This window comes from Fibrobacter sp. (assembly GCA_012523595.1).
GTDB lineage: Bacteria > Fibrobacterota > Chitinivibrionia > Chitinivibrionales > Chitinispirillaceae > JAAYIG01.
Genome location: JAAYIG010000062.1, coordinates 1 through 20,387, shown reverse-complemented (window position 1 = coordinate 20,387; position 20,387 = coordinate 1). Strand labels below are relative to the sequence as shown.

Genomic DNA, 20,387 nt, shown 5'->3' with positions numbered 1-20,387 from the left:
GAGGAGACCGGGATTTCTGAAGGAAATGAGAGGGCAAACTGGATAGTACCAGGCCGCGGTGACTTATACGGCCATGAATAGAAATGATTTGAAAGACGCGCAAGGAGCATGTCTTTAAGTGTGGAGATCAGGCGGTCAGAGAAGAGAAATGATTCCTCCTCATTTCTGGACAGGGACATGGGCCAGAAGTCCCATTTCCACGTGTCGCGTGTGGATATTATCAGCACATTACGATTGTTCCAGATTGTGCTGTACACCAGTTGAACGGAATCTCTGCGATTGTCCTTTTCATATATCAGGGATAGAAGCGGTGTACCTCTAAGACCATGACAACTGAGAATGCTTGACAGAGGTGGAAGATTGAGCGGGTCTATACCATCAAAAGCACCAGGAATTCCCGTTTCATTTATTACAATTTTTGATTTGTCAGGCCAGGGAAGAGAGACACTGTTGCAGGGAAGACACCCTGCAAAAACAACCATACTGCTGCGTTTGAGGTTTGAGGATGCTTTTTTCGCATCGACAGTATCGAAGAGGAACAAAATGTCGGGTTTTTCTTCCTGTCCTGCCGCCCGGAAATCACTCCGTCTTTTAAGTGCCAGAGTTAAAAAACGCTTGTCAAGAGACTGCGATGAGCCCTTGTGGGTCCAGGAGAACGTCCCCGGAAGGGAATGATGAAGAAGATAGGAACTGGAGCGGAGAGAATCGGATACTATCCGGGCTTCAATTCTATAAAGGTGCTTTCCTGGAGTAGACCGGGGGATGGAGAGATTTTCTTTCAGTGAGAAATGTCCTTCAAGTTCATGCAGGTTTTTCCTGTATACGGCTTTACCGTTTTGAAACACCGTGATAACAGGGTTTTCTTTCCCTGTGCAGTAGCCTTCAATATCCACCGGGATAACTGCTGGTGAATCTGCAGGGGAGCTTATTGACTCGGGTGTTTTTATCTTAAGAAAAGGCTCACGTTCCGGAGACGGGAGGAGGGCAAAAAGGATGTTTTTATCGAAAAGATGTTCATTCATAAAATTGGCGTTTGACCAGTTGGCATCCGAAATCAAAAGTACTTCACGTGCGTCTCTCAGTTCATCATGCTGCATTATCTGCGGAAATAAGCTGGAATTATCTGAAAATGTGATATTTGCAGGGTTTTGAGCTTTACGCAGGGAATCTCCGAACAGGTAGAATGAAAAACGGCGTTTTCCGCCGGAGTGAGAGTTCTGCATGTAATCAAGAGCAGGTCTGACAGCGGAATCAGGATTAAAAAGCCTCATACTCTGGGATGCATCGATCAGAACCGGCACCGGCTCATCATTTGAATGAAGTTTACGGAAGTGGAAAACTGGTTCCAGAAAGGCTGCAGCCAGAAGAAGAATAACTGTGGAGCGGATGATAATGAAGAAAACCCTCTCAGGGGTCGAGAGTGGAGCACGCAAATATGCTCTTAATGAGAAAAATGCAACCAGAATTAAAAGAATCGCATATAGTATAACCCAGAGATTCATGAACTTGCCGTTCTGGTGATGATGGTGTCTTTTTTCCAGTATCGGTCGTTTTGTTCAGGGTAATCGGTTGTGTAGTGAAGCCCTCTGCTTTCTTTCCTTTTAAGAGCCGAGCACACTATCAGTCTGGCAGTGGTAACCATGTTGCGCAGTTCCAGAAGCGGCATGGTTATCTTTGTGCGTTTGTAAAAATTGTCAATCTCTTTTTCAAGAAGTTGTATCCGTCGCAGGGCACGGTGGAGTCTCAGATTGGATCTGACAATACCAACGTAGTCCCACATTACAGATTGAATCTCCTGCATATTATGTGAGAGAAGTATCCATTCCTCATTGTCTGTTGTGCCGCTGTCATCCCATGAAGGTATTGAGGAGAGTGGGGCAAGTGAGATCTTTTTGATAGCACTTACGGAGTCCTCTGCTGCCCGTCTGGAATATACAAGTGCCTCCAGAAGTGAATTGGATGCCAGTCTATTGGCACCGTGCACTCCTGTACAGGAGACCTCTCCGCAGGCGTAAAGATTTTTGATACAGGTTTTTCCCCAGAGATCCACTTTGATTCCTCCGCAGAGGTAGTGAGCTGCCGGAACCACAGGAATGAGGTCTTTTGTGATATCGATACCGAAATTCCTGCATGTTTTGTAGATGTGAGGGAAAAATTTCCTGGTTTGCGCGGGGGACGCGTGGCGTATATCGAGAAATACGCATGGTTCACCCGATATCTTCATCTCATTGTCAATTGCTCTGGCAACCGCATCACGGGGAGCCAAAGACTTCATGGGATGATACTTATTCATGAATTCTTTTCCGGAAGCATTGCGCAGAACAGCGCCGTATCCTCTCAGGGCTTCTGATATCAGAAAAGACTCCGCATTCTCATGGAAGAGTGTAGTAGGATGAAACTGGATAAATTCCATGTTGGCAATCTCTGCTCCTGCTCTGTAAGCAAGAGCAATTCCATCACCGGTGGCAATCTCCGGATTGGTGGTGTGCAGGTAAACTCTGCCTGCTCCGCCGGTTGCCAGAAATGTTATGCGGGACCTTACAGGGAAAATCTTACGTGAGATGCTGTCTAAAACGTAAGCCCCGTAGCATGTCTGGTCATTTTTCCCCGACAGATGATAACCGGTGACAAGGTCGATTGCGCAGTGGTGTTCAAGTATACGGATGCGGGGCATCTCCTTTGCGCGTAGAAGAAGCTTTTCTTCCACTTCTCTTCCTGTAAGGTCATTTGCGTGGACAATTCTGTTTATCGAATGCCCGCCCTCTTTTCCAAGATGCAGGCCATAAGGGTTGGATTTTCCGGCTGAGCGGGAGAATTTCACTCCCCAGTCAATCAGTTCTTTTATACGGGAAGGTCCCTCTTCTATCAGAATTCTTACTGATTCGGGATTACTCAGACCTTTACCGGTGTTGAGGGTATCTTCGATATGGCTCTCGAAACTGTCTTTGGGATCCAGGACACAGGCGATTCCGCCCTGAGCATGGTTTGTATTGGATTCGCTGTCACGTTTCTTGGTGATCATGATAACAGAACCATACCTGGAAGCCTGCAGAGCATAGCATAGTCCGGCTATGCCGGAGCCTATGACAAGAAAATCACAAGTTTGGTTCATTTGTTATCCTTTGACAAGTAATTGTGCCGCCCTGTTCAGGAGGCATCCTGAAGTTCGCTGATGGCGGTCTGGCGAGCCTTCTGTCCCAGGTACCCTCCATGATGCCTCAGGCCGTATTGTTGCCTGGTGAAGCGCTTCTTCTCCATCAATACCAGAGCCAGCGCATCACCAATTGCAAGCATGGCAGTAGTGCTTGAGGTCGGGGTAAGTCCCAGGGGACATGGCTCAGTTATTTCGCCCATATTGATGATGATATTGCAGAGGGAACGAATAACTGAATCCGGGTGTGAGGTGATTCCGATAATCTTATCGATTCCAAAATGATGGGCCAGTTCAAGCATCTCTATTACTTCACGTGTTTTTCCACTGGTGGAAAAAGCCAGTATGACATCATTGGCTGCAAGCAGGCCCAGGTCTCCGTGTGCTGCTTCGCCTGGATGCAGAAAAGAGGCAGAAGTACCTGTGGAGCACAGTGTCCCGGCTATTTTACGTGCAATGTGCCCTGCTTTTCCCATTCCTGTAGTTATGATTTTCCCTTTGCAGTTATAAAGCGTATTCACCGCTATTTCAAAACTATCGTCCAGTGGAATGCATCTCAGTGCTTCTGCTTCAGCTTCGATAATTTCCTTTGCGCGTTTCAGCATCTCACCCATTGCAAAATCCTTATTCTGGCTTAGTCCTGCCTGGTTAATTGAATCTCAAAAATATACATTATGAAAAAAGTCACAAGTCACAACTATAGAGAAGTCGGGGAGAAGAATGGGTTCAAGGATTGCATGTGACTGTTTCTGAAAGTATACTATTTAAATATGAAACTTCTGTTTTATCTGCCAATTGCAATTTTATTGCTGCTTTCAACGGTCTTCGGAGCTGAGGACGTTAAGAAACTCGTTTTTGAGGATCAGCTCATCGAGGGAAAAATCCGCAGACCTCAACTGGTCCTTATCAAAGCCGATCAGCGTCCGGTCTTCAACTCCATGGTACTGCAGAGCAAGGGCAAAGCTGCCGATATCAGTGCAACTATCAATGATGACATTATTCAGGATTTTCCCTACAAGGGTCCATTTCGGATTGAAAACTCCAAGATCACCAACATTGAACCCTGATGTAAAGTTAGAGGGCGAAGCTTGATCAAATGATCCAGTATTATGGTTTTTAATGTGAATAATATATTTTTGTAGATCTTGACAAATTTGGTTTCTGGAAGATACAGCATTGAAATGATAAAAGCGGAGGCTTTTCTATGAGTTTTTTATCGATGTTTCTTTACTCTTTTAATACCTCTCAGGCTGGCTGGGTTTTCATGTGGGTCATTCTTGCCACAGGGGTTTTCGCTCTTGCGATTTCAATCGAGAGATTTTTTTTCCTGATGGGCCGCACCGGATTCCGCGTAGAGGCATGGGTAAAGGAAGTCATCGGGTTTATCCAGAAGGATGAGATTCAGTCTGCTCAGCGTCTGATCGACAAATCCGGCAAGATGGCTCTGGGGCAGGTGTTCAAAGCCGCAATCTCCGAATCCGGTTCTGGTGCTGAACGGATCAGAAACGCTGTTGATGAATCCTCTTTGAAAGTTATTCCTCAGCTTGAGAAGAGGACTGGTTTTTTGGGCACAATCGGAAATATCGCTACTCTTCTTGGATTGATGGGAACTATATATGGACTTATCATCGCTTTTGCGGCAGTAGGTAAACCAGGTATCGACCCGGCAGAAAAATCCACTCTTCTGGCACAGGGTATAGCTGCTGCTATGAATACCACCTATCTTGGTCTCCTGATTGCCATTCCCTAGTCAGACCTGAATTACAGGTGAATTGCTTTTCAGAGACACTAATTCCCTGTGCATTTCGTATTTTATTTTAATGCGGGCAGATCCAGAGGAGTTGATTTATGAGCAGGTTGAGTGAGAGAATAGAGTTGTTGAATTCGGGAGGTTCCGAGGGGGTATTCAACCTGAGTGCAACCGGTGCCGCTCTGTTTTCTCCTGAATCAAAGAAAAAAGATTCCAGAATTGCCTTGGAAATTAATGAAATCAGGTTGGAAGCAAAAGTCGTATACTGTCAGGAAAGAACTGACGGTTTCCGGCTGGGTGTTAAGTTTGACAACCTTTCCGGCGATACTTCCAGGGACATAGCGGATCTTGTTGACAAATTCTCGCGTGGTGTGCCGCTCTCATGCCGTATTGTGGAGGATATACCTGCAAAAGTGTGAGAGAGATGACACAAAGCGGATGGGAGCATTCTCGAGGAATTCGCGGAAAACGGTTGCGGGTATTTATCTTTACATCTATCCCTGCCGCGATCCTTATCACAGTTTTATTCATTAACAATCAGGACTTTCTCCGGACACCCTCGGCAGAAAACGGGAAAACGAAAAATCCAGTCGTGCTTCAAACCAGCAACACCAGTGGAAAAACAACTCCGGTTAACAAAACAGGAGAAAATCCAGTGGTAAATACCGGGGAAAAGAATTCTGTGGCGCTTGATAGTATCATCAAAGATATTTCAGTAAAGTTTTCGGATCCGGAATCTGAAATCATCAAACAGAAAACCGGGGCTTATGAAACAAAAAATGCTTCTCCAGATCCTGTTTCACTTTCCGGGATTGAGTGCAGAGTAAGTGACAGATCAGATCTGCTGATACGGTTTGACCTTGATGTCTGTTTCAATGATGAATCGAGGCGGAAGGAGATTTTACTGAGAAGAAATGAAATCCGGGTAATAACTAAAAAGGTAATGAGTAATAAAGAGTTGAGTTTGATAAAGCGAGAGATTCTTGAACCGGAATTGAAAAATGAGATCAGTAGTCTTTTTGACCGTGGGATTATAAACAGGGTTAGTTTTAGAAATCTTCAAATAGAAAAGGTTTATTAAAAGCCATGACATTACTTGATATACTAGGTGTGATTTTCGGCTCGAAGCAGGACAGGGATGTAAAGAAAATCCTGCCTGTTCTGATGCAGGTAAACAGTTTCCGTGACGCAATGCGCTCTCTTTCCGATGAGCAATTGAAAGGAAAGACAGCTGAATTCCGACAGAGGCTGGGACAGGGCGAGACTCTCGATGACCTCCTTCCTGAAGCGTTCTCTGTGTTCCGTGAGGCAACATTCCGGGTACTTGGCGAGGGAAAGATGGTAATGGACCCGGTGCTTAAAAAAGAGATCCCGTTTATGGCCCACTTCGATGTACAGGTTATGGGTGCCATCGTGCTTCACCAGGGAAAAATTGCGGAGATGAAAACAGGGGAGGGAAAAACCCAGGTAGCAGCGATGGCTGCGTATCTGAACGCCCTGTCGGGAAAGGGTGTCCATGTTATAACTGTCAACGACTATCTTCCCAGACGTGACAGTGAGTGGATGGGGAGGATTTTCAGATTTCTGGGATTGACAGTAGGTTGTCTGGACATTACAGAACCTCACAGCCCTGAGAGACGGCAGGCTTACGAGGCTGATATCACTTTTGGAACAAACAATGAGTACGGCTTTGATTACCTTCGCGACAATATGGCTTCCTCTCCCGAGCATTGCGTGCAGAGAGAGCTCAATTTTGCCATAATTGACGAGGTTGACAATATTCTTGTTGACGAAGCGAGAACCCCCCTGATTATTTCCGGACAGGTAACAAGATCAAACAAGGAATACGATGAACTGAAGCCGCGGGTTGCAAAGCTGGTCAATGCGCAGACCCAGTTAGTCCAGAGAATTATCGGTGAGGCAGAGGAGCTTTTAAAGCAGGAAGGCAAAGAGTATGAGTGCGGCTTTAAAATGTTGATCGTAAAGAGGGGCTCACCTAAAAACAAGCGGCTTGCCAGAATGCTTAAGGAACCCGGTGTGGCAAAGTACATGAAAACCGTGGAAACCGATTATCTGCGCGAAAGGAAACTCCACGAGATCGATGAGGAGCTTTTTTACACAATCGATGAATCGGGGCACAGCGCAGAGCTTACCGAAAAGGGACGTGCGCTTGTAAGCGGAAGCAATACTGATTTCTTTGTAGTTCCCGATCTGGCTGAGACCGTAGGGGAAATCGACAACGATCCATCACTCAGTGATGATGAAAAGGCGGCAAGGAAAGAAGAGTCGCATCGTCAGTACGCCGAACGTTCTGAGAGAATACACAGCACAAGTCAGCTTTTAAAAGCGTATTCTCTTTTTGAGCGTGATGTCGATTATGTGGTGCAGGATGGCCAGATACTGATAGTGGATGAATTTACCGGGCGTATTCTTCATGGCCGGCGCTACAGCGAAGGACTGCATCAGGCCCTGGAGGCCAAAGAGGGAGTGAAGGTAGCTGGTGAGAATCAGACCCTGGCCACTATTACATTTCAGAATTTTTTCAAGATGTACAGTAAAGTTGCGGGAATGACCGGTACTGCTGTGACAGAAGCCGGGGAGTTCAATGAAATCTACAAACTCGATGTAGTGACTATTCCCACAAACCGTCCGCAGGTCAGACGCGATTACAATGACGAAATATACAAAACACAAAGAGAAAAGTACAATGCGGTTGTCAAAGAGATTAAGGAGATGAGTGAGCTTGGAAGGCCTGTTCTGGTCGGCACCACATCGATTGAGAAATCAGAGCTTTTAAGCAAGCTTCTGCAGCGTGCGGGAGTGGAGCATGAGGTCTTGAATGCCAAGCATCACGCCAAGGAAGCCGCTATAGTGGCTCAGGCAGGAAGGCTTGGCGCAGTCACTATTGCCACAAATATGGCGGGACGTGGTACAGACATTGTTCTGGGTGGTAATTTCGAGATCTTGTCAAACCATGAACTTCTCAAAGAGGGGATTGAACCTGATGAACTGACTCTTGAGGAGAAACGTAAAAAGTACGCCAAACTGTATGAAAAGACAAAAGAGGAGCATGAAAAAGTAGTCAGCCTCGGTGGACTTCACATAATCGGAACAGAGCGTCATGAGAGCCGCCGTATAGACAATCAGTTAAGAGGACGTTCCGGCCGCCAGGGAGATCCGGGATCTACAAAGTTTTTCCTCTCTCTCGATGACGATCTGATGAGAATTTTCGGCTCTGAGAGGATTGCTGCAATCATGGATCGTCTGGGAGCCGAGGAGGGAGAGGTGATCTCCCATTCGATGGTTTCTCGCGCAATAGGAAATGCTCAGAAGAGAGTCGAGGGGCGGAATTTCGAGATCAGAAAGCATCTTAAAGAGTACGATGATGTGATGAATCTCCAGAGGATGGAGATCTATGGTTTACGTCAGAGAATATTGCGTGGTGAAGACCTGAGAGAGGAGATCCTTGACCAGATCGCAGCCTGTCTGGAGGGGATAGTACTGAGGCATACCCGAGAGGGGAAGTTTCCTGAGAACTGGGATCTTCAGTCACTTTACGCAGAAATTCAGACTACTTTCGGAATTACATACAGGATCGCTGAAGCGGAAGCCGGGAGTAAGACACAGGACAGCCTCTTTGATGATATCTGGAAGCTTGTAAAGGAGAAATACCAGGAGAAGGAGCGCAGGTTCGGTTCAGCAGTAATGCGTCAGTTCGAACGCGGTGTTTTTCTCATGGTAATTGACAATCTCTGGAAAGATCATCTCTACGAGATGGATCATCTCAAGGGTGGTGTGCAGTACAGGGCTTACGGCCAGAAAAATCCTCTTTACGAGTATCAGCGGGAGGGTTTAAAGCTTTTTGAGGAGCTTCGTGACAGCATCGCAAAAGAGGTTTCAAATTACATATTCCGTCTGGAGGGTGTCCAGCAGGGACCATCACGGGATGTAGATCACTCCAGGACAGTGCACAGCGATTTTGACATCTACTCCTCAGCTGGTGTTCAGTCAAGAGGTCCCGAATCCCGTGCCGCTCAGCCGCAGCTTATTACCAACCGGGTTTCATCACCTCATACTGTGGTCAGGTCAGCGGTGCAGGCCGGACGTAATGATCCTTGTCCCTGCGGCAGTGGCAAGAAGTACAAGAAATGTTGTGGTGCAGTATGAGAGGGTTGTTTTTCACCTTCGAAGGGATTGACGGGTGCGGGAAGAGTACCCAGTTAAAGGAGATCGCTTTACGGCTTGAAAGAAAGGGTGTACCGGTGTTGACTACAAGAGAACCCGGTGGTACCCCTGTAGCGGAGAAAATAAGGGAGATACTTATCTCTCCGGAAAATTCAGAAATGGTAAACGAGTGCGAACTCTTTCTATATCTTGCTGCCAGGGCGCAACATGTAAGGGAGAAGATTATCCCAGCCCTCCAGAAGGGTATGATTGTGCTTTGTGATCGGTTTCAGGAGGCTACATTTGCATACCAGGGGTTTGGCAGAGGGCTTTCTCTTTCGTTTCTGCAGCAGTTAAACAGTTTTGCCACAGACGGGCTGATACCGGATCGTACCTTTATTTTTGATGTTCCGGTGGAGATCTCGGGTCAGCGGATGGATCAGATGAAAAAGAAAAAAGATCGTCTGGAGCAGAACGGGCCGGAATTTTACGAAAAGATCCGTAAAGGGTACCTTTTTATGGCTGAGAAACAGTCCGGGAATTGTGTGTTGATCGATGGATGTCAGGAGGTTTCCCGGATATCGGATCAGGTGTGGGAAGAGATTGCGAAACTTCTTGGTTAAATCATTCAAAATGATTTTAAAAAACAGGAATTGTTATTGCTTCCTGATGTATTTTTAGAAATTGCACTCTAACCTGAAATCAAGGAAGCTGGTCCGGTTTTATTTTCCTGTAAAAACTACAGACGGGCAGAATCCGGATTATTTTTTTATGAACATGTAGATTCAGGAGACATAATGGAAAAGCAGGAACATCCCAGAAAAACCCTGATTGGCAGAGCGCCGTTTACCGGTATTGTAATCATGATAGTAGTTGTAGCCGGGCTGGTGGTGGATGCTACCAGGGCAGACGGGGACAGTTTCTATTCAGATATAATCCGTCTGGATAATGTCGCCACAAAAATACATCAGAATTATGTTGAGGAGATGCCCTCTAAGGACCTTATTGACAATGCTATCCGTGGGATGCTTCAGATACTCGATCCCCACACAAGTTATTTCGAGGCCAAGCAGTATGAGGAGCTGAAGATTCATACTGAGGGTAAGTTTGGAGGGTTGGGGATTCAGATCTCTATCCGGGACAAGGTGCTTACAGTGATGACTCCGATAGCTGGTACACCTGCATCGAGAGCCGGAATTCAGTCGGGTGACCAGATCATAAAGATCGACGGGAAACCCACTGCGGGAATAACCATTGACAATGCCGTAAAGAAGCTGCGCGGAGAGCCCAATACAAAAGTTTCTATCACTATACGCCGCAAAGGTGAACCGAAGGATATCGATTACACGATCGCCCGGGAGATAATAACGATCAAGTCTGTTCCTTACTACGGGGTTCTCAGCAATGATATCGGGTATGTTCATCTGCAGACTTTCTCCCAGGAAGCAGGGGCAGAGGTAGAGAGAGCGGTCAAAGAACTTTTGAAGAAGAATATCAAGGGACTGGTATTTGATCTGCGCCACAATCCCGGCGGACTTCTTCCTCAGGCGATAGAGGTGGCAGAGAAATTTCTTCCCAGAAAGGCTCTTGTGGTATCTACCCGGGGAAGAATACGGGGGCAGAATAAAGAGTTTTACTCAGCCAGTCAGCCTGTTTTGCCGGAAAATCTTCCTCTGGCAGTGCTGGTAGACTATGCCAGTGCCAGCGCCTCCGAGATTGTCGCAGGGGCGATTCAGGACTGGGACAGAGGAATAGTTTTAGGTGACACTACTTTCGGCAAGGGATCTGTTCAGAGCATTCTTCCTCTAGATAAAACTCATCACCTGAAGCTTACTACTGCTTTTTACTATACACCGTCAGGACGATGTATCAACCGGCCGGAAAATGCCATAAGAGGAGGCAGCGGGTCTGATATTTCCAGCGAAGAGGAAGAACTGGAAAAGAGCGAAACTGAAGAGGAATCCAAGGCAAAGGATACCAAGATCGATACTACGCAGTACAAGACTAAAAACGGCAGAATCGTTTATGGAAGCGGAGGTGTGATTCCTGATTCTGTTGTTGAGCAGAGGATTCCCAGCTTTCCGGTAAGGTCATTGTTTGGCAAGGATGCATTCTTCCAGTTCGCGAATCTGGAGTACCCTCGTTTGAAGAAGAAAAAGATCAAAATCGATGGAAACTTTCAGATCACAGATGAAATCATGAAGGATTTCTATAATTACCTCGATTCTGTAAAGTTTAACTACCAGAGTCTTTCTCAGCTCCGTTATGAGGAATTCAAGCTGGGTACTGGATTGAAGGATACCACAGATTCTACCGGTAAGAGTATCTCTATCTACCCTGAGAAGCCCAATTGGTCTCAGTCGGAACTCGAGGAACTGAAAAAGATATCATCAAAGCTGGATTCGATTCTCACGGTTGAAAGCAAGAGGTCACTCTCGGAAAACGAGTCGGAGATAAAGAGATATCTTCGTGAGGCTCTGCTTGTGCGGGAATTCGGCCAGGACCATGAAATATATTATCGATCGAAACTTACTGAGGATGAGCAGATGAAGGCGGCAATAAATATACTGGTTGATACAAACACTTACAGTAAATTGCTCAATCCTAAGGCAATAAAGCAGGCAGAGGTAAAAAAGTAGAAATTTCTGGGTGATATACTGTGAGGCTGTTCTGAAAAAAGAGCAGCTTTTCTGCTTCCTTGTTTCTCTTCAGTGAAGCCCGGTCTGACACCCGCTGTTAAATTTTACGGTAAGCATTTTCAACAGGAGAATGTATGATACACAAGATGCGGGAGATGGCTCCCACAATAATGATGATTATTCTGATCGCTTTCGTTGGTGGAACAATTTTTCTGGACTGGGGGATGAATCTCTCCGGAAGAAAATCCACTATGACGGCTGCCGGCAAGATAAACGGCAGGGAGGTTCCGCTTACCTATTTCGATCATCAGGTCAACATCGAGCGTCAGAGGCTTCAGGAGGGTGGAAGAGAAGTTTCTCCTTTTCAGTACAGGATGATTCCGGGTCAGATCTGGGAGAGAGAGGTTAATCGCATACTCACACAGGAGGTCATCTCCAGAATGAAACTCGGTGCATCTGCGGATGAGGTTTTTGATTACCTGAAGAAAAATCCGCTGCCGGGAATCGACACAGTTTCCGCTTTTCAGACTGACGGGGTATTTGATACCAGTAAATATGTTCAGTTCCTTAACAGCCCTGAAAACTACGACTATTATCCCTGGCTTAGAGAGATAGAATCTTATGCCGAACAGGTGGTAGTACCTGCGCAGAAATTAGAGAACATAATGAATGCGGGTGTAATCCCCAGTAAGGCTGAAGTCGAATATCAGTACCTTCAGGACCATCAGAAAATCAAATATGAATATCTGAAAGTGAACAGCAACGCTTTCAAGGTTGACTCCTCGTCAATTAACGATGTCATGGTGAGAAAGTACTATGAGGCTCACAAGGACAGTTTTGTCACTAAAGAGCAGGCTGATCTTTATTATGTCAAATTTGAGAAAAAAGCCACTGAAAATGACTATAGATTTTATGAGCAGGAATTGACCGATCTTAAAGACAAGATTATGTCCTCCGGGCAGCCACTTGCCGAGTCTTTCGCAGAAGAGGCAAGAGTGGAATCGGATGATCCGGGAAGTGTCACAAATGGAGGAGATCTGGGCTGGTTCAGGAAAGGTACGATGGTACCAGAGTTTGATTCTGTTGCCTTCTCGGCCGATGTTGGTACGATAGCAGGGCCGGTCAAGACACAGTTCGGGTATCATCTGATACTTGTTGAGGCCAGAGAGAAAAAGGATGGAGAATTACAGGTCAAGGCTCGTCATATTCTGAGGAAAATTGTTCCTACGATGGAAACCCTGGATCTTCTTGCAGAGCAGGCTGACAGTCTGAGGATTGATATGGTGGAGAAGGGTTTTGTGGAGGCAGTGAAGGCGAGAGGTGATCTGATACTAGATTCCACAGGTTTTTTCAAAAAAGGCGATCCAATTCCCGGAATCGGATTTGTTTCCGGAGTCGGCCAGTTCACTTTCGGACCTGAGCGTGGTGCCATATCTGAGAGACTTGAGAACAACGATGCCATCTATCTTTTCTCAGTTAAAAGAAGGCTGAAGAAGGGTACACTTCCACTGGAAGATGTGCGGGAGAACATCGTAGAAACCCTTACGAACAATTATAAGAAAGCTGCGGCAAAGGAATTTGCAGACAGTCTTCTCAAGAAAATCGACGGTAATGATTCTCTGGGGACATATTCAGCTCCGGAATCCGGAGTTTTGGCAGGAGTCACAGATACGATTTCACTTTCGGGTTTTGTTCCCGGAATCGGCAGCAACAACAAAGTCACAGCCACTGCTTTCGCACTGGGTGAAGGGAAGCTCTCCGGTGTGATCGAGCATGGAGAAAATTATTATATTGTAAAAACACTGTATAAAGAGGGTGTTGACTCGATTCCATGGGACTCTCCAGAGATCGAGCAGATAAGAGACAGACTGACCCAGCAGTCTAAGCAGAAGGTATATTACGACTGGTATATCGCATATAAAAACAAATCGGATATCAAGAGTAACGTAGACGACCTTTATCTGGACTGATAAGATTTAATTATTGACTTTCCATAACGGGGCTCTTTTCTGTGGCCCCGTTCAATTTTTCCTTTCCTGTTTTTTCGTTTTTTTTTCTTTTTTTTCCGAAGCTGTATTCCAAAATCAGATCTTTGTGACTGAATTTCCCGATTTGCAAAATCGCCAAAGGAACCATCCATGAGCTTCGAAAAATTTTTCAGACCAAAATCTGTAGCTGTAGTAGGAGCCTCTGCTGATCCGGCAAAGGTGGGGAACAATGTTCTTGTTAACATTATCGACGGGGGATATGAGGGAGCGATCTATCCAGTCAACCCCAAAGCCGATGTGATAAACGGGAAAAAGTGTTACCCGTCTCTTGGTGCTATCCCCGGAGAGGTCGATCTGGCGGTAATAGTCATCAAAAGGAATCTTGTGATTCCTGTTCTTAAGCAATGTGCAGAGAAGAATATACGAGCTGTTATAGTCATTACGGCCGGTTTCGCGGAAACAGGAGAGGAGGGGAGAAACCTTCAGAGGGAGATTCAGCAGATTGCCCGCGAAAATAATATGACTCTGATGGGGCCAAACTGTCTGGGGCTGATAAATCCCTGGCACAGGCTTAATGCTGCTTTTGGTCAGCCTCTGGATAAGGCCGGCCCTATAGCCATGATCTCTCAATCCGGGGCACTCATTGCAGCGATTCAGGATCTAGCCGTAAGTAATGGAATAGGATTCTCTATTCTGGCGTCACTTGGAAACAAGGCAACACTTGACGAGGTAGATTTTCTCCACGAGTTGCAGAAGGATTCCCATACCAGGGTAATAGCCGCGTACCTGGAGGATATTACCCGTGGCCAGGAGTTCATGAAAGTTGCTGAAAGAGTAAATAAAACCAAGCCCATAGTTATCCTGAAGGCAGGGAGGACATCTGGAGGAGCCAGGGCAGCATCATCGCATACCGGAAGTCTTGCCGGTTCAGACAGTGCTTATGCCAGTGCTTTTGAGAGGGCAGGTGTTATCAGGGTAGATTCAATAGAACAATTGTTTGACATTTCATCAGCATTGGCTTATCAGCCGCTTCCCGCGGGAAACAGAATTGGTGTGGTGACAAATGCAGGCGGGCCCGGAATCATGATGACAGATGCAATCGAGATGGAAGAACTGAAGATGGCAACGCTTGATGAAGACACTACAGAAGCACTGAGAAAAATACTTCCGTCTGCTGGTTCTGTCGCCAATCCGGTTGATGTGCTGGGGGATGCAGGAGGGGAACTTTACGGGAAAGCGGCAGAACTGCTTTTGAAGAGTGATTCAGTTGACGGGCTTATTGTAATTCTGACACCACAGACAATGACAGAGGTCGAAAAAACTGCACAGGTTATAGTTGATGTTTGTCGTAAGTACTCCAAACCGGTGTTTGCCTGTTTTATGGGAGCGGATATTGTCGAAAAAGGAATAAAGATTCTCAGGGAGAACAGGATTCCTCAGTATGAGGTTCCTGAAAGGGCAGCCAGGGCGATGAGGGAGATGGTGAATTTCAGCAGATACAAATCCCGTCCTGTAAGGGTTGTCCAACGCTTTGCTGTTAATAAAATCCCCGTAACCAGGATCATAAACAGAAGTATTGACATGGGCGTTTTTGAGATCGGTGAAACTGACGCAAAAGAGATAATGAGAGCATACAATTTCAATGTGCCGTCCGGAATGCTTGCCGCGACAGTCGAGGATGCTGTAAGGTTTGCAAATCAGGCCGGTTATCCGGTTGTCATGAAGATCTCAAGCCCTGATATACTGCACAAATCGGATGTAGGTGGGGTTAAAGTTGGACTGAAGAGTCCATCTGAGGTTGAGGATGCTTTCGAGTTGATGATGATGCGGGTAAAGAGGAGAATGCCTGAGGCTGAGATCAGAGGGGTGCTTATTGAGAAGATGATAAGCGGGGGCAGGGAGGTAATTCTGGGAATGAAGAAGGACAGGCAGTTCGGGCCTGTTCTGATGTATGGACTGGGGGGGATTTTTGTGGAGGTTCTGAAAGACGTGTCTTTTGCGCTGGCTCCGGTAACTACTGAGGAGTGTTTCAAGATGATTTCCCGGACCAGATCATATAAACTCCTCACAGGAGCCAGAGGAGAAAAACCGGTTGATATACCATCAATTGTCACTAATCTTCAGCGGCTATCACAGTTGGTAATTGATTTTCCGGAAATTGAGGAAGTTGACATAAATCCGCTGAAGGTCGGGCAGAAGGGTGAAGAGGCTTTTGTTGTGGATGCAAGAATAATTCTGTCAAAGGAAAGAGGTTAAACATGCTGTCCTGGCAGGAAATGTACATGAAAAAGCAGCTTACGGCAAAAGAGGCGATAGGAAGGATAAAGGCAGGAGACCGGATTTTTATCGGGGGAGGGTGCAGCCAGCCGCAGATGCTTGTGCGGGAACTGGCTGACCCGCAGAACAGTATCACTGATGCGGAAATCTATCAGTTCTTAAGCATGGGGGATGTATCATATACCAATGAGGAGTTATCCCGCAAATTCAGGCTTTCCAGTTTCTTTGTCTCTTCACAAATAGAGAATGTCATAAACAGCGGCCACGGTGATTACATCCCTGTTCACCTTTCAAACATCCCTTCGTTGTTTAAATCCGGTCGTATCCCTCTGGATGTAGCACTGATTCAGACTACTCCTCCAGACCGTAACGGAAATCTGAGTCTTGGCGTATCGGTTGACATTATTAAGTCTGCTGTTGAGAACAGTCTTCTTGTAATAGCTGAGGTAAATGAAAGGATGCCCAGAACAATGGGGGATTCCTTTATCTCTTTAGAGCAGGTAGATGCAATAGTTCTCAGCAGTGGAGAGATCCTGGAGTACCGGCTTCCGGAAGATGATCCGGTTATAGAGGCAATTGCCGGAAATGTGGTATCCCTGATAGAGAATGGCTCTACTCTGCAGGTGGGGACTGGTCCAATAGCTCAGAGTATTTTCCGGTTTCTCGGAGAGAAGAGGGATATAGGGATACATAGCGAGATGATCGGTGATTATGTTGTTGATCTTATTGAGAGCGGGGTTATAAATGGTTCTGAAAAGACTCTCAACCGGGGAAAGATAACTGCCAGTTTCTGCATGGGTACCCGGAATCTGTATGATTTTATCAACGAAAACCCTGTATTTGAATTCAGACCATCTGAATATGTAAACGATCCCGATATAATCAGCCGACATCGTAGGATGGTTGCCGTGAACGAAGCTTATGAAGTTGACATGACCGGACAGGTGTGTGCGGATTCATCGGGATATGGGTTTTCAGGCGGTGCAGGCGGTATGATCGATTTTGCACGTGGTGCATCGGGATCTCCTGACGGCAAGGCAATTATTGCGCTGCGTTCTACAAGTAAAGACGGGAGAGTTTCGCGGATAGTGCCCAGGCTTACAGAGGGATCCGGGGTAATGCTGAGCCGTGCGGATGTGCGTTATGTGGTTACAGAGTACGGTGTAGCTGATCTTTTCGGCAAGAGTGTACGAGAGAGAGTTCTTGCTCTTTGTGAAATCGCTCATCCGGACTTCAGGAATGAAATCCTCAGTGAAGCCAGAAATCGCCATTATATCTTCCCTGACCAGAAAGAGCTCCCTGGTGTCCGTTACCCATCTGAATATGAGACGAGCAGGGTTCTGGAGGACGGGACTGAGCTTTTTTTCAGACCTGTAAAGCCAAGTGATGAGAAGGCTATCAGGGATATGTTTTATAGTTTGTCGGAGCAGTCTGCAGAGTTCCGTTTTTATCAATCAACAAGGGCTTTTTCCCATAAATTTACCCAGGAGTTTGCTGTAATCGACTATTCCAGGGACATGGCCATAGCTGCACTGGTGAAGGATCCGGGAGGGGAGCAGATAATCGGTACCGCGCATTATTTTCTTAATCCGGCAACGATGAAGGCGGATGTGACGTTTGTGGTAAGAGATGACTGGCAGGCAAGGGGTGTAGGCACTTGTCTGCTTTCAATACTGATTGACATTGCCCGCAGACGGGGTCTCACAGGTTTTGAGGCCAGGGTAGGTATAGAGAACAGCCTGATGCTTTCAGTATTTTATAATTCAGGTTACAGGATCTCAACCAGGCGGGAGGGAGATTTCTACCTGATAGATTTCAACTTTAAGGAACGGAAGCAGGGAGAGACGTGAAAGAGTTTCTGAATGTGGCAATTGAGGCTGCCCGGGAGGCAGGCGGTTTTCTGCTGGAGAATTTCGGGCAGACAAAGAAAATCGAGCGTAAAGTAGATCAGAGCCTTGTCACAGAGATTGACAGGGAATCCGAGCGGATTATCACGAGAATCCTTCGTTCCTCCTTTCCAAATCATGGAATAGTGGGAGAGGAGGGGGCAAGCAGGGAGTCAAGCAGTGAGGATGGGTATGTGTGGGTGGTGGATCCTCTTGACGGGACCCACAATTTTGTCAAGGGTATAGGGATGTATGGGGTCTCTATAGGACTTATAAGAGGGGAAGAGTTTATTGCCGGTGTGATAAATCTTCCCTCGAATGGTGAACTTTACTGGGCAGAAAAAGGTGCTGGTGCCTTTAAGAACGGGGAGCGTATCAGTGTTTCCACAGTAAATGAACTCAGGGACTGTACGGTTTCCTACGATTCAGGGATGAGAAGCGGGGCTGAGCGGAAGATCGATGTTTTAAAGAAGCTTGCTCCGGAAGTCTTAAATGTCCGCATGTTTGGTGCCTCTGTGCGAAATCTCACATATCTTGCAGAGGGAAAAGTTGATGCTGTAATAGAGTTCGATGACAAGATATGGGATTTCACGGGTGGAGCGGTGATTGTGCTGGAGGCAGGCGGGAGGATCACGGATCATTCAGGCAGGCCTTTTTTTCCACAGAACAACTGTTATTTAGCATCGAACGGCCCCATTCACGATTCTCTTCTTGAAATGTTTTCCGGACTGGAATGTTGAATTATGGGCATGGATGCGTTCTGGCTCTGTTTTGTGCCTCTTTTTGTTGCTGTCGATGCTTTCGGGGTGCTGCCGCTTTTTCTCTCTTTTACCGAGGGAATTGAGCAGAAGCGCCTTAGAACCCTTATAACTGTTTCTGTTATAACTGCCACTGTAGTTGGTCTACTGTTTCTTTTAATCGGTGAAGTTGTTTTGAGGATGCTGGGGATAACGGTTGCGGATTTCATGATAGCAGGCGGGATAATACTTTTTCTGATATCAATCAGCGACATAGTGACTGTTGAGAAACCTCTTCGCAGGGTGCAGACTCAAACACTGGGCCCTGTTCCCATCGGCGTGCCGCTTATAGTCGGGCCGGCAGTTCTTACCACGATAATGCTTCTCTCCAGACAGTATGGCCTTCTGCCAACTGCAATTGCCATGGTTGCGAACATACTCATTGCTGGAATTCTCTTTTTCACCTCTGGATATGTGATAAAACTTATCGGCACCGCAGGATCAACGATTCTCTCCAAGATTTCAAGCCTCTTTTTGGCGGCAATAGCGGTTATGATGGTGAGGAAGGGGATGATGATGTTTTTTTGAATTTGAAGCAGTGGGAATATTTGCTTTTTTCATCGTAATTGAGAAAATTCTTATTTCCCCATGCTACAAGATATATGGAGATTCATCAACTTCACTATTGGAGAGCAAATTTCCGAAATAAGTAATGGTTTTATAGCTTTAGCAGGTTATAAGAAACAAGGATACGGCACGACTACTTTAGCCTTGCGGTTTAATCCATCAGGAGATACTGTCTGCAGCCGCATATTTGATATTCCAGAACAAAATGGTCCCTCTGCACTTTTTACCCCCATTATTGCGGTTGTTTTAAATACTCAGCCTGATGATGGCGGATATCTTGATTTGTGCCTTCTTAAGACAGATTCAATGTTTAATGTCTTGTGGAGTAAAGTTTATGATTTCAATGATATGCTGCTTTAAAAAAATCATACCTGCTAACGATGGCGGTTTTATCGCTTGTGGTGATTCTATTATTCATTGTAATGACACATGGGATATTATTCTGATGAAATTTGATCAGGAGGGTGACACAATAGGACAAGAGAATACGTGACGGGAAAGCAGAAGTAGCTCAATCTGTAAGAGTTTTATCTGATGGCAACATTTTGGTTGGATGTGTAATAAAATCCAGCAGTGGCATAAACAATGACTGGGATGCATTGATGATTAAATTGAACAGTGATGGCGATTTTATGGAAAGTGTAACAGCCAGGTTTGAAGAGACTGTGGCTTTTTATTCCAGTGTCATTGACGAAGGTAAAATGATATTTTGTGGTGCAGAATTAAATGATCAAAAAATGGATATGGATGGAGTGATTTTCAAGATGACACTTCCTGTAACAATTTCAAAAAGATATGTTTATCCAAGGAACACCGCTTTGAAAGAACCTGTTGTTTCTATATATGACCTGTTTGGCAGGCATATTAACTCAGGAAAATACTCCAGAAAAAATAGCAGTGGTATTTATGTCGTAACAGGTGAAAAAAAGAGATCTATTGTTTCAGTGAATTTGAGAAATTCGGGCAACGGAACAAATGTTTTTCCATTGCATCCCTCTTTCTGATGCCCAAATCAACTTTCAGCAGAACTCTTTTCTTCCATTTTATTATTCCGGCAATTGAATATTTCTCATTCTATGCTGCGTAATTGACAAGTTTATGTTGAAAGAAATTCTTAACTTTATTCTTTTTCTTCTGCAAGCCTTTCATGTATTTACGGAGGCTTGTC

General features: G+C 45.8%; 17 protein-coding genes. 14 read left to right on the top strand and 3 right to left on the bottom strand.

Features of this window, described 5'->3' with window-relative positions:
- The 3 genes from GX089_03805 to GX089_03795 all read right to left on the bottom strand — a co-directional run.
- Positions 1-1,502: hypothetical protein (locus GX089_03805; GenBank protein NLP01596.1), on the bottom strand; the 1,502-nt coding region annotated here is incomplete at its 3' end.
- A complete protein-coding gene (gene nadB / locus GX089_03800; protein ID NLP01595.1) occupies positions 1,499-3,112 on the bottom strand; it encodes an L-aspartate oxidase in 1,614 nt (537 codons plus the stop codon). The genes nadB and GX089_03805, both read right to left, overlap by 4 nt.
- Positions 3,113-3,147: 35 nt before the next feature.
- Positions 3,148-3,765, bottom strand: coding sequence for an SIS domain-containing protein (locus GX089_03795; GenBank protein NLP01594.1), 618 nt, complete (start codon positions 3,763-3,765; stop codon positions 3,148-3,150).
- 156 nt (positions 3,766-3,921) lie between these two features.
- On the opposite strand from GX089_03795, the gene GX089_03790 reads away from it, so the two are divergent.
- From GX089_03790 to GX089_03725, 14 genes are all read left to right on the top strand, one after another.
- Positions 3,922-4,218, top strand: a complete 297-nt coding sequence (locus GX089_03790) for a hypothetical protein (GenBank protein ID NLP01593.1) — start codon at positions 3,922-3,924, stop codon at positions 4,216-4,218.
- 152 nt (positions 4,219-4,370) lie between these two features.
- Positions 4,371-4,901 carry a MotA/TolQ/ExbB proton channel family protein gene (locus GX089_03785; GenBank protein ID NLP01592.1) on the top strand — a complete coding sequence of 177 codons (531 nt, stop codon included), beginning with the start codon at positions 4,371-4,373 and terminating at the stop codon, positions 4,899-4,901.
- 98 nt (positions 4,902-4,999) lie between these two features.
- Positions 5,000-5,320 carry a PilZ domain-containing protein gene (locus tag GX089_03780; GenBank protein ID NLP01591.1) on the top strand — a complete coding sequence of 107 codons (321 nt, stop codon included), beginning with the start codon at positions 5,000-5,002 and terminating at the stop codon, positions 5,318-5,320.
- On the top strand, positions 5,317-5,982 hold the full coding sequence (locus GX089_03775; GenBank protein NLP01590.1) for a hypothetical protein: 666 nt from the start codon (positions 5,317-5,319) through the stop codon (positions 5,980-5,982). Before GX089_03780 ends, GX089_03775 begins: the two co-directional genes overlap by 4 nt.
- A gap of 5 nt (positions 5,983-5,987) precedes the next feature.
- Positions 5,988-9,068, top strand: a complete 3,081-nt coding sequence (gene secA / locus GX089_03770) for a preprotein translocase subunit SecA (GenBank protein NLP01589.1) — start codon at positions 5,988-5,990, stop codon at positions 9,066-9,068.
- A complete protein-coding gene (locus tag GX089_03765) occupies positions 9,065-9,688 on the top strand; it encodes a dTMP kinase (GenBank protein NLP01588.1) in 624 nt (207 codons plus the stop codon). The genes secA and GX089_03765 overlap by 4 nt, the downstream gene beginning before the upstream one ends.
- Positions 9,689-9,862: 174 nt before the next feature.
- On the top strand, positions 9,863-11,704 hold the full coding sequence (locus tag GX089_03760) for a PDZ domain-containing protein (protein ID NLP01587.1): 1,842 nt from the start codon (positions 9,863-9,865) through the stop codon (positions 11,702-11,704).
- 134 nt (positions 11,705-11,838) lie between these two features.
- On the top strand, positions 11,839-13,674 hold the full coding sequence (locus GX089_03755; protein ID NLP01586.1) for a hypothetical protein: 1,836 nt from the start codon (positions 11,839-11,841) through the stop codon (positions 13,672-13,674).
- A 168-nt stretch (positions 13,675-13,842) separates the two neighbouring features.
- A complete protein-coding gene (locus tag GX089_03750; protein ID NLP01585.1) occupies positions 13,843-15,948 on the top strand; it encodes a CoA-binding protein in 2,106 nt (701 codons plus the stop codon).
- Between the two features lie 26 nt (positions 15,949-15,974).
- The gene (locus GX089_03745) at positions 15,975-17,819 is read left to right on the top strand and encodes a GNAT family N-acetyltransferase (protein ID NLP01584.1); all 1,845 of its coding nucleotides are present in this window, start codon (positions 15,975-15,977) and stop codon (positions 17,817-17,819) included.
- Complete coding sequence (locus tag GX089_03740; protein NLP01583.1) at positions 17,816-18,595, top strand: inositol monophosphatase; 780 nt, start codon at positions 17,816-17,818, stop codon at positions 18,593-18,595. Before GX089_03745 ends, GX089_03740 begins: the two co-directional genes overlap by 4 nt.
- Before the next feature lie 3 nt (positions 18,596-18,598).
- A complete protein-coding gene (locus GX089_03735) occupies positions 18,599-19,180 on the top strand; it encodes a MarC family protein (GenBank protein NLP01582.1) in 582 nt (193 codons plus the stop codon).
- Positions 19,181-19,240: 60 nt separating this feature from the next.
- Positions 19,241-19,579, top strand: coding sequence for a hypothetical protein (locus GX089_03730; protein NLP01581.1), 339 nt, complete (start codon positions 19,241-19,243; stop codon positions 19,577-19,579).
- Positions 19,580-19,821: 242 nt separating this feature from the next.
- Positions 19,822-20,223, top strand: coding sequence for a hypothetical protein (locus GX089_03725; protein ID NLP01580.1), 402 nt, complete (start codon positions 19,822-19,824; stop codon positions 20,221-20,223).
- The last annotated feature ends 164 nt before the right edge of the window (positions 20,224-20,387 follow it).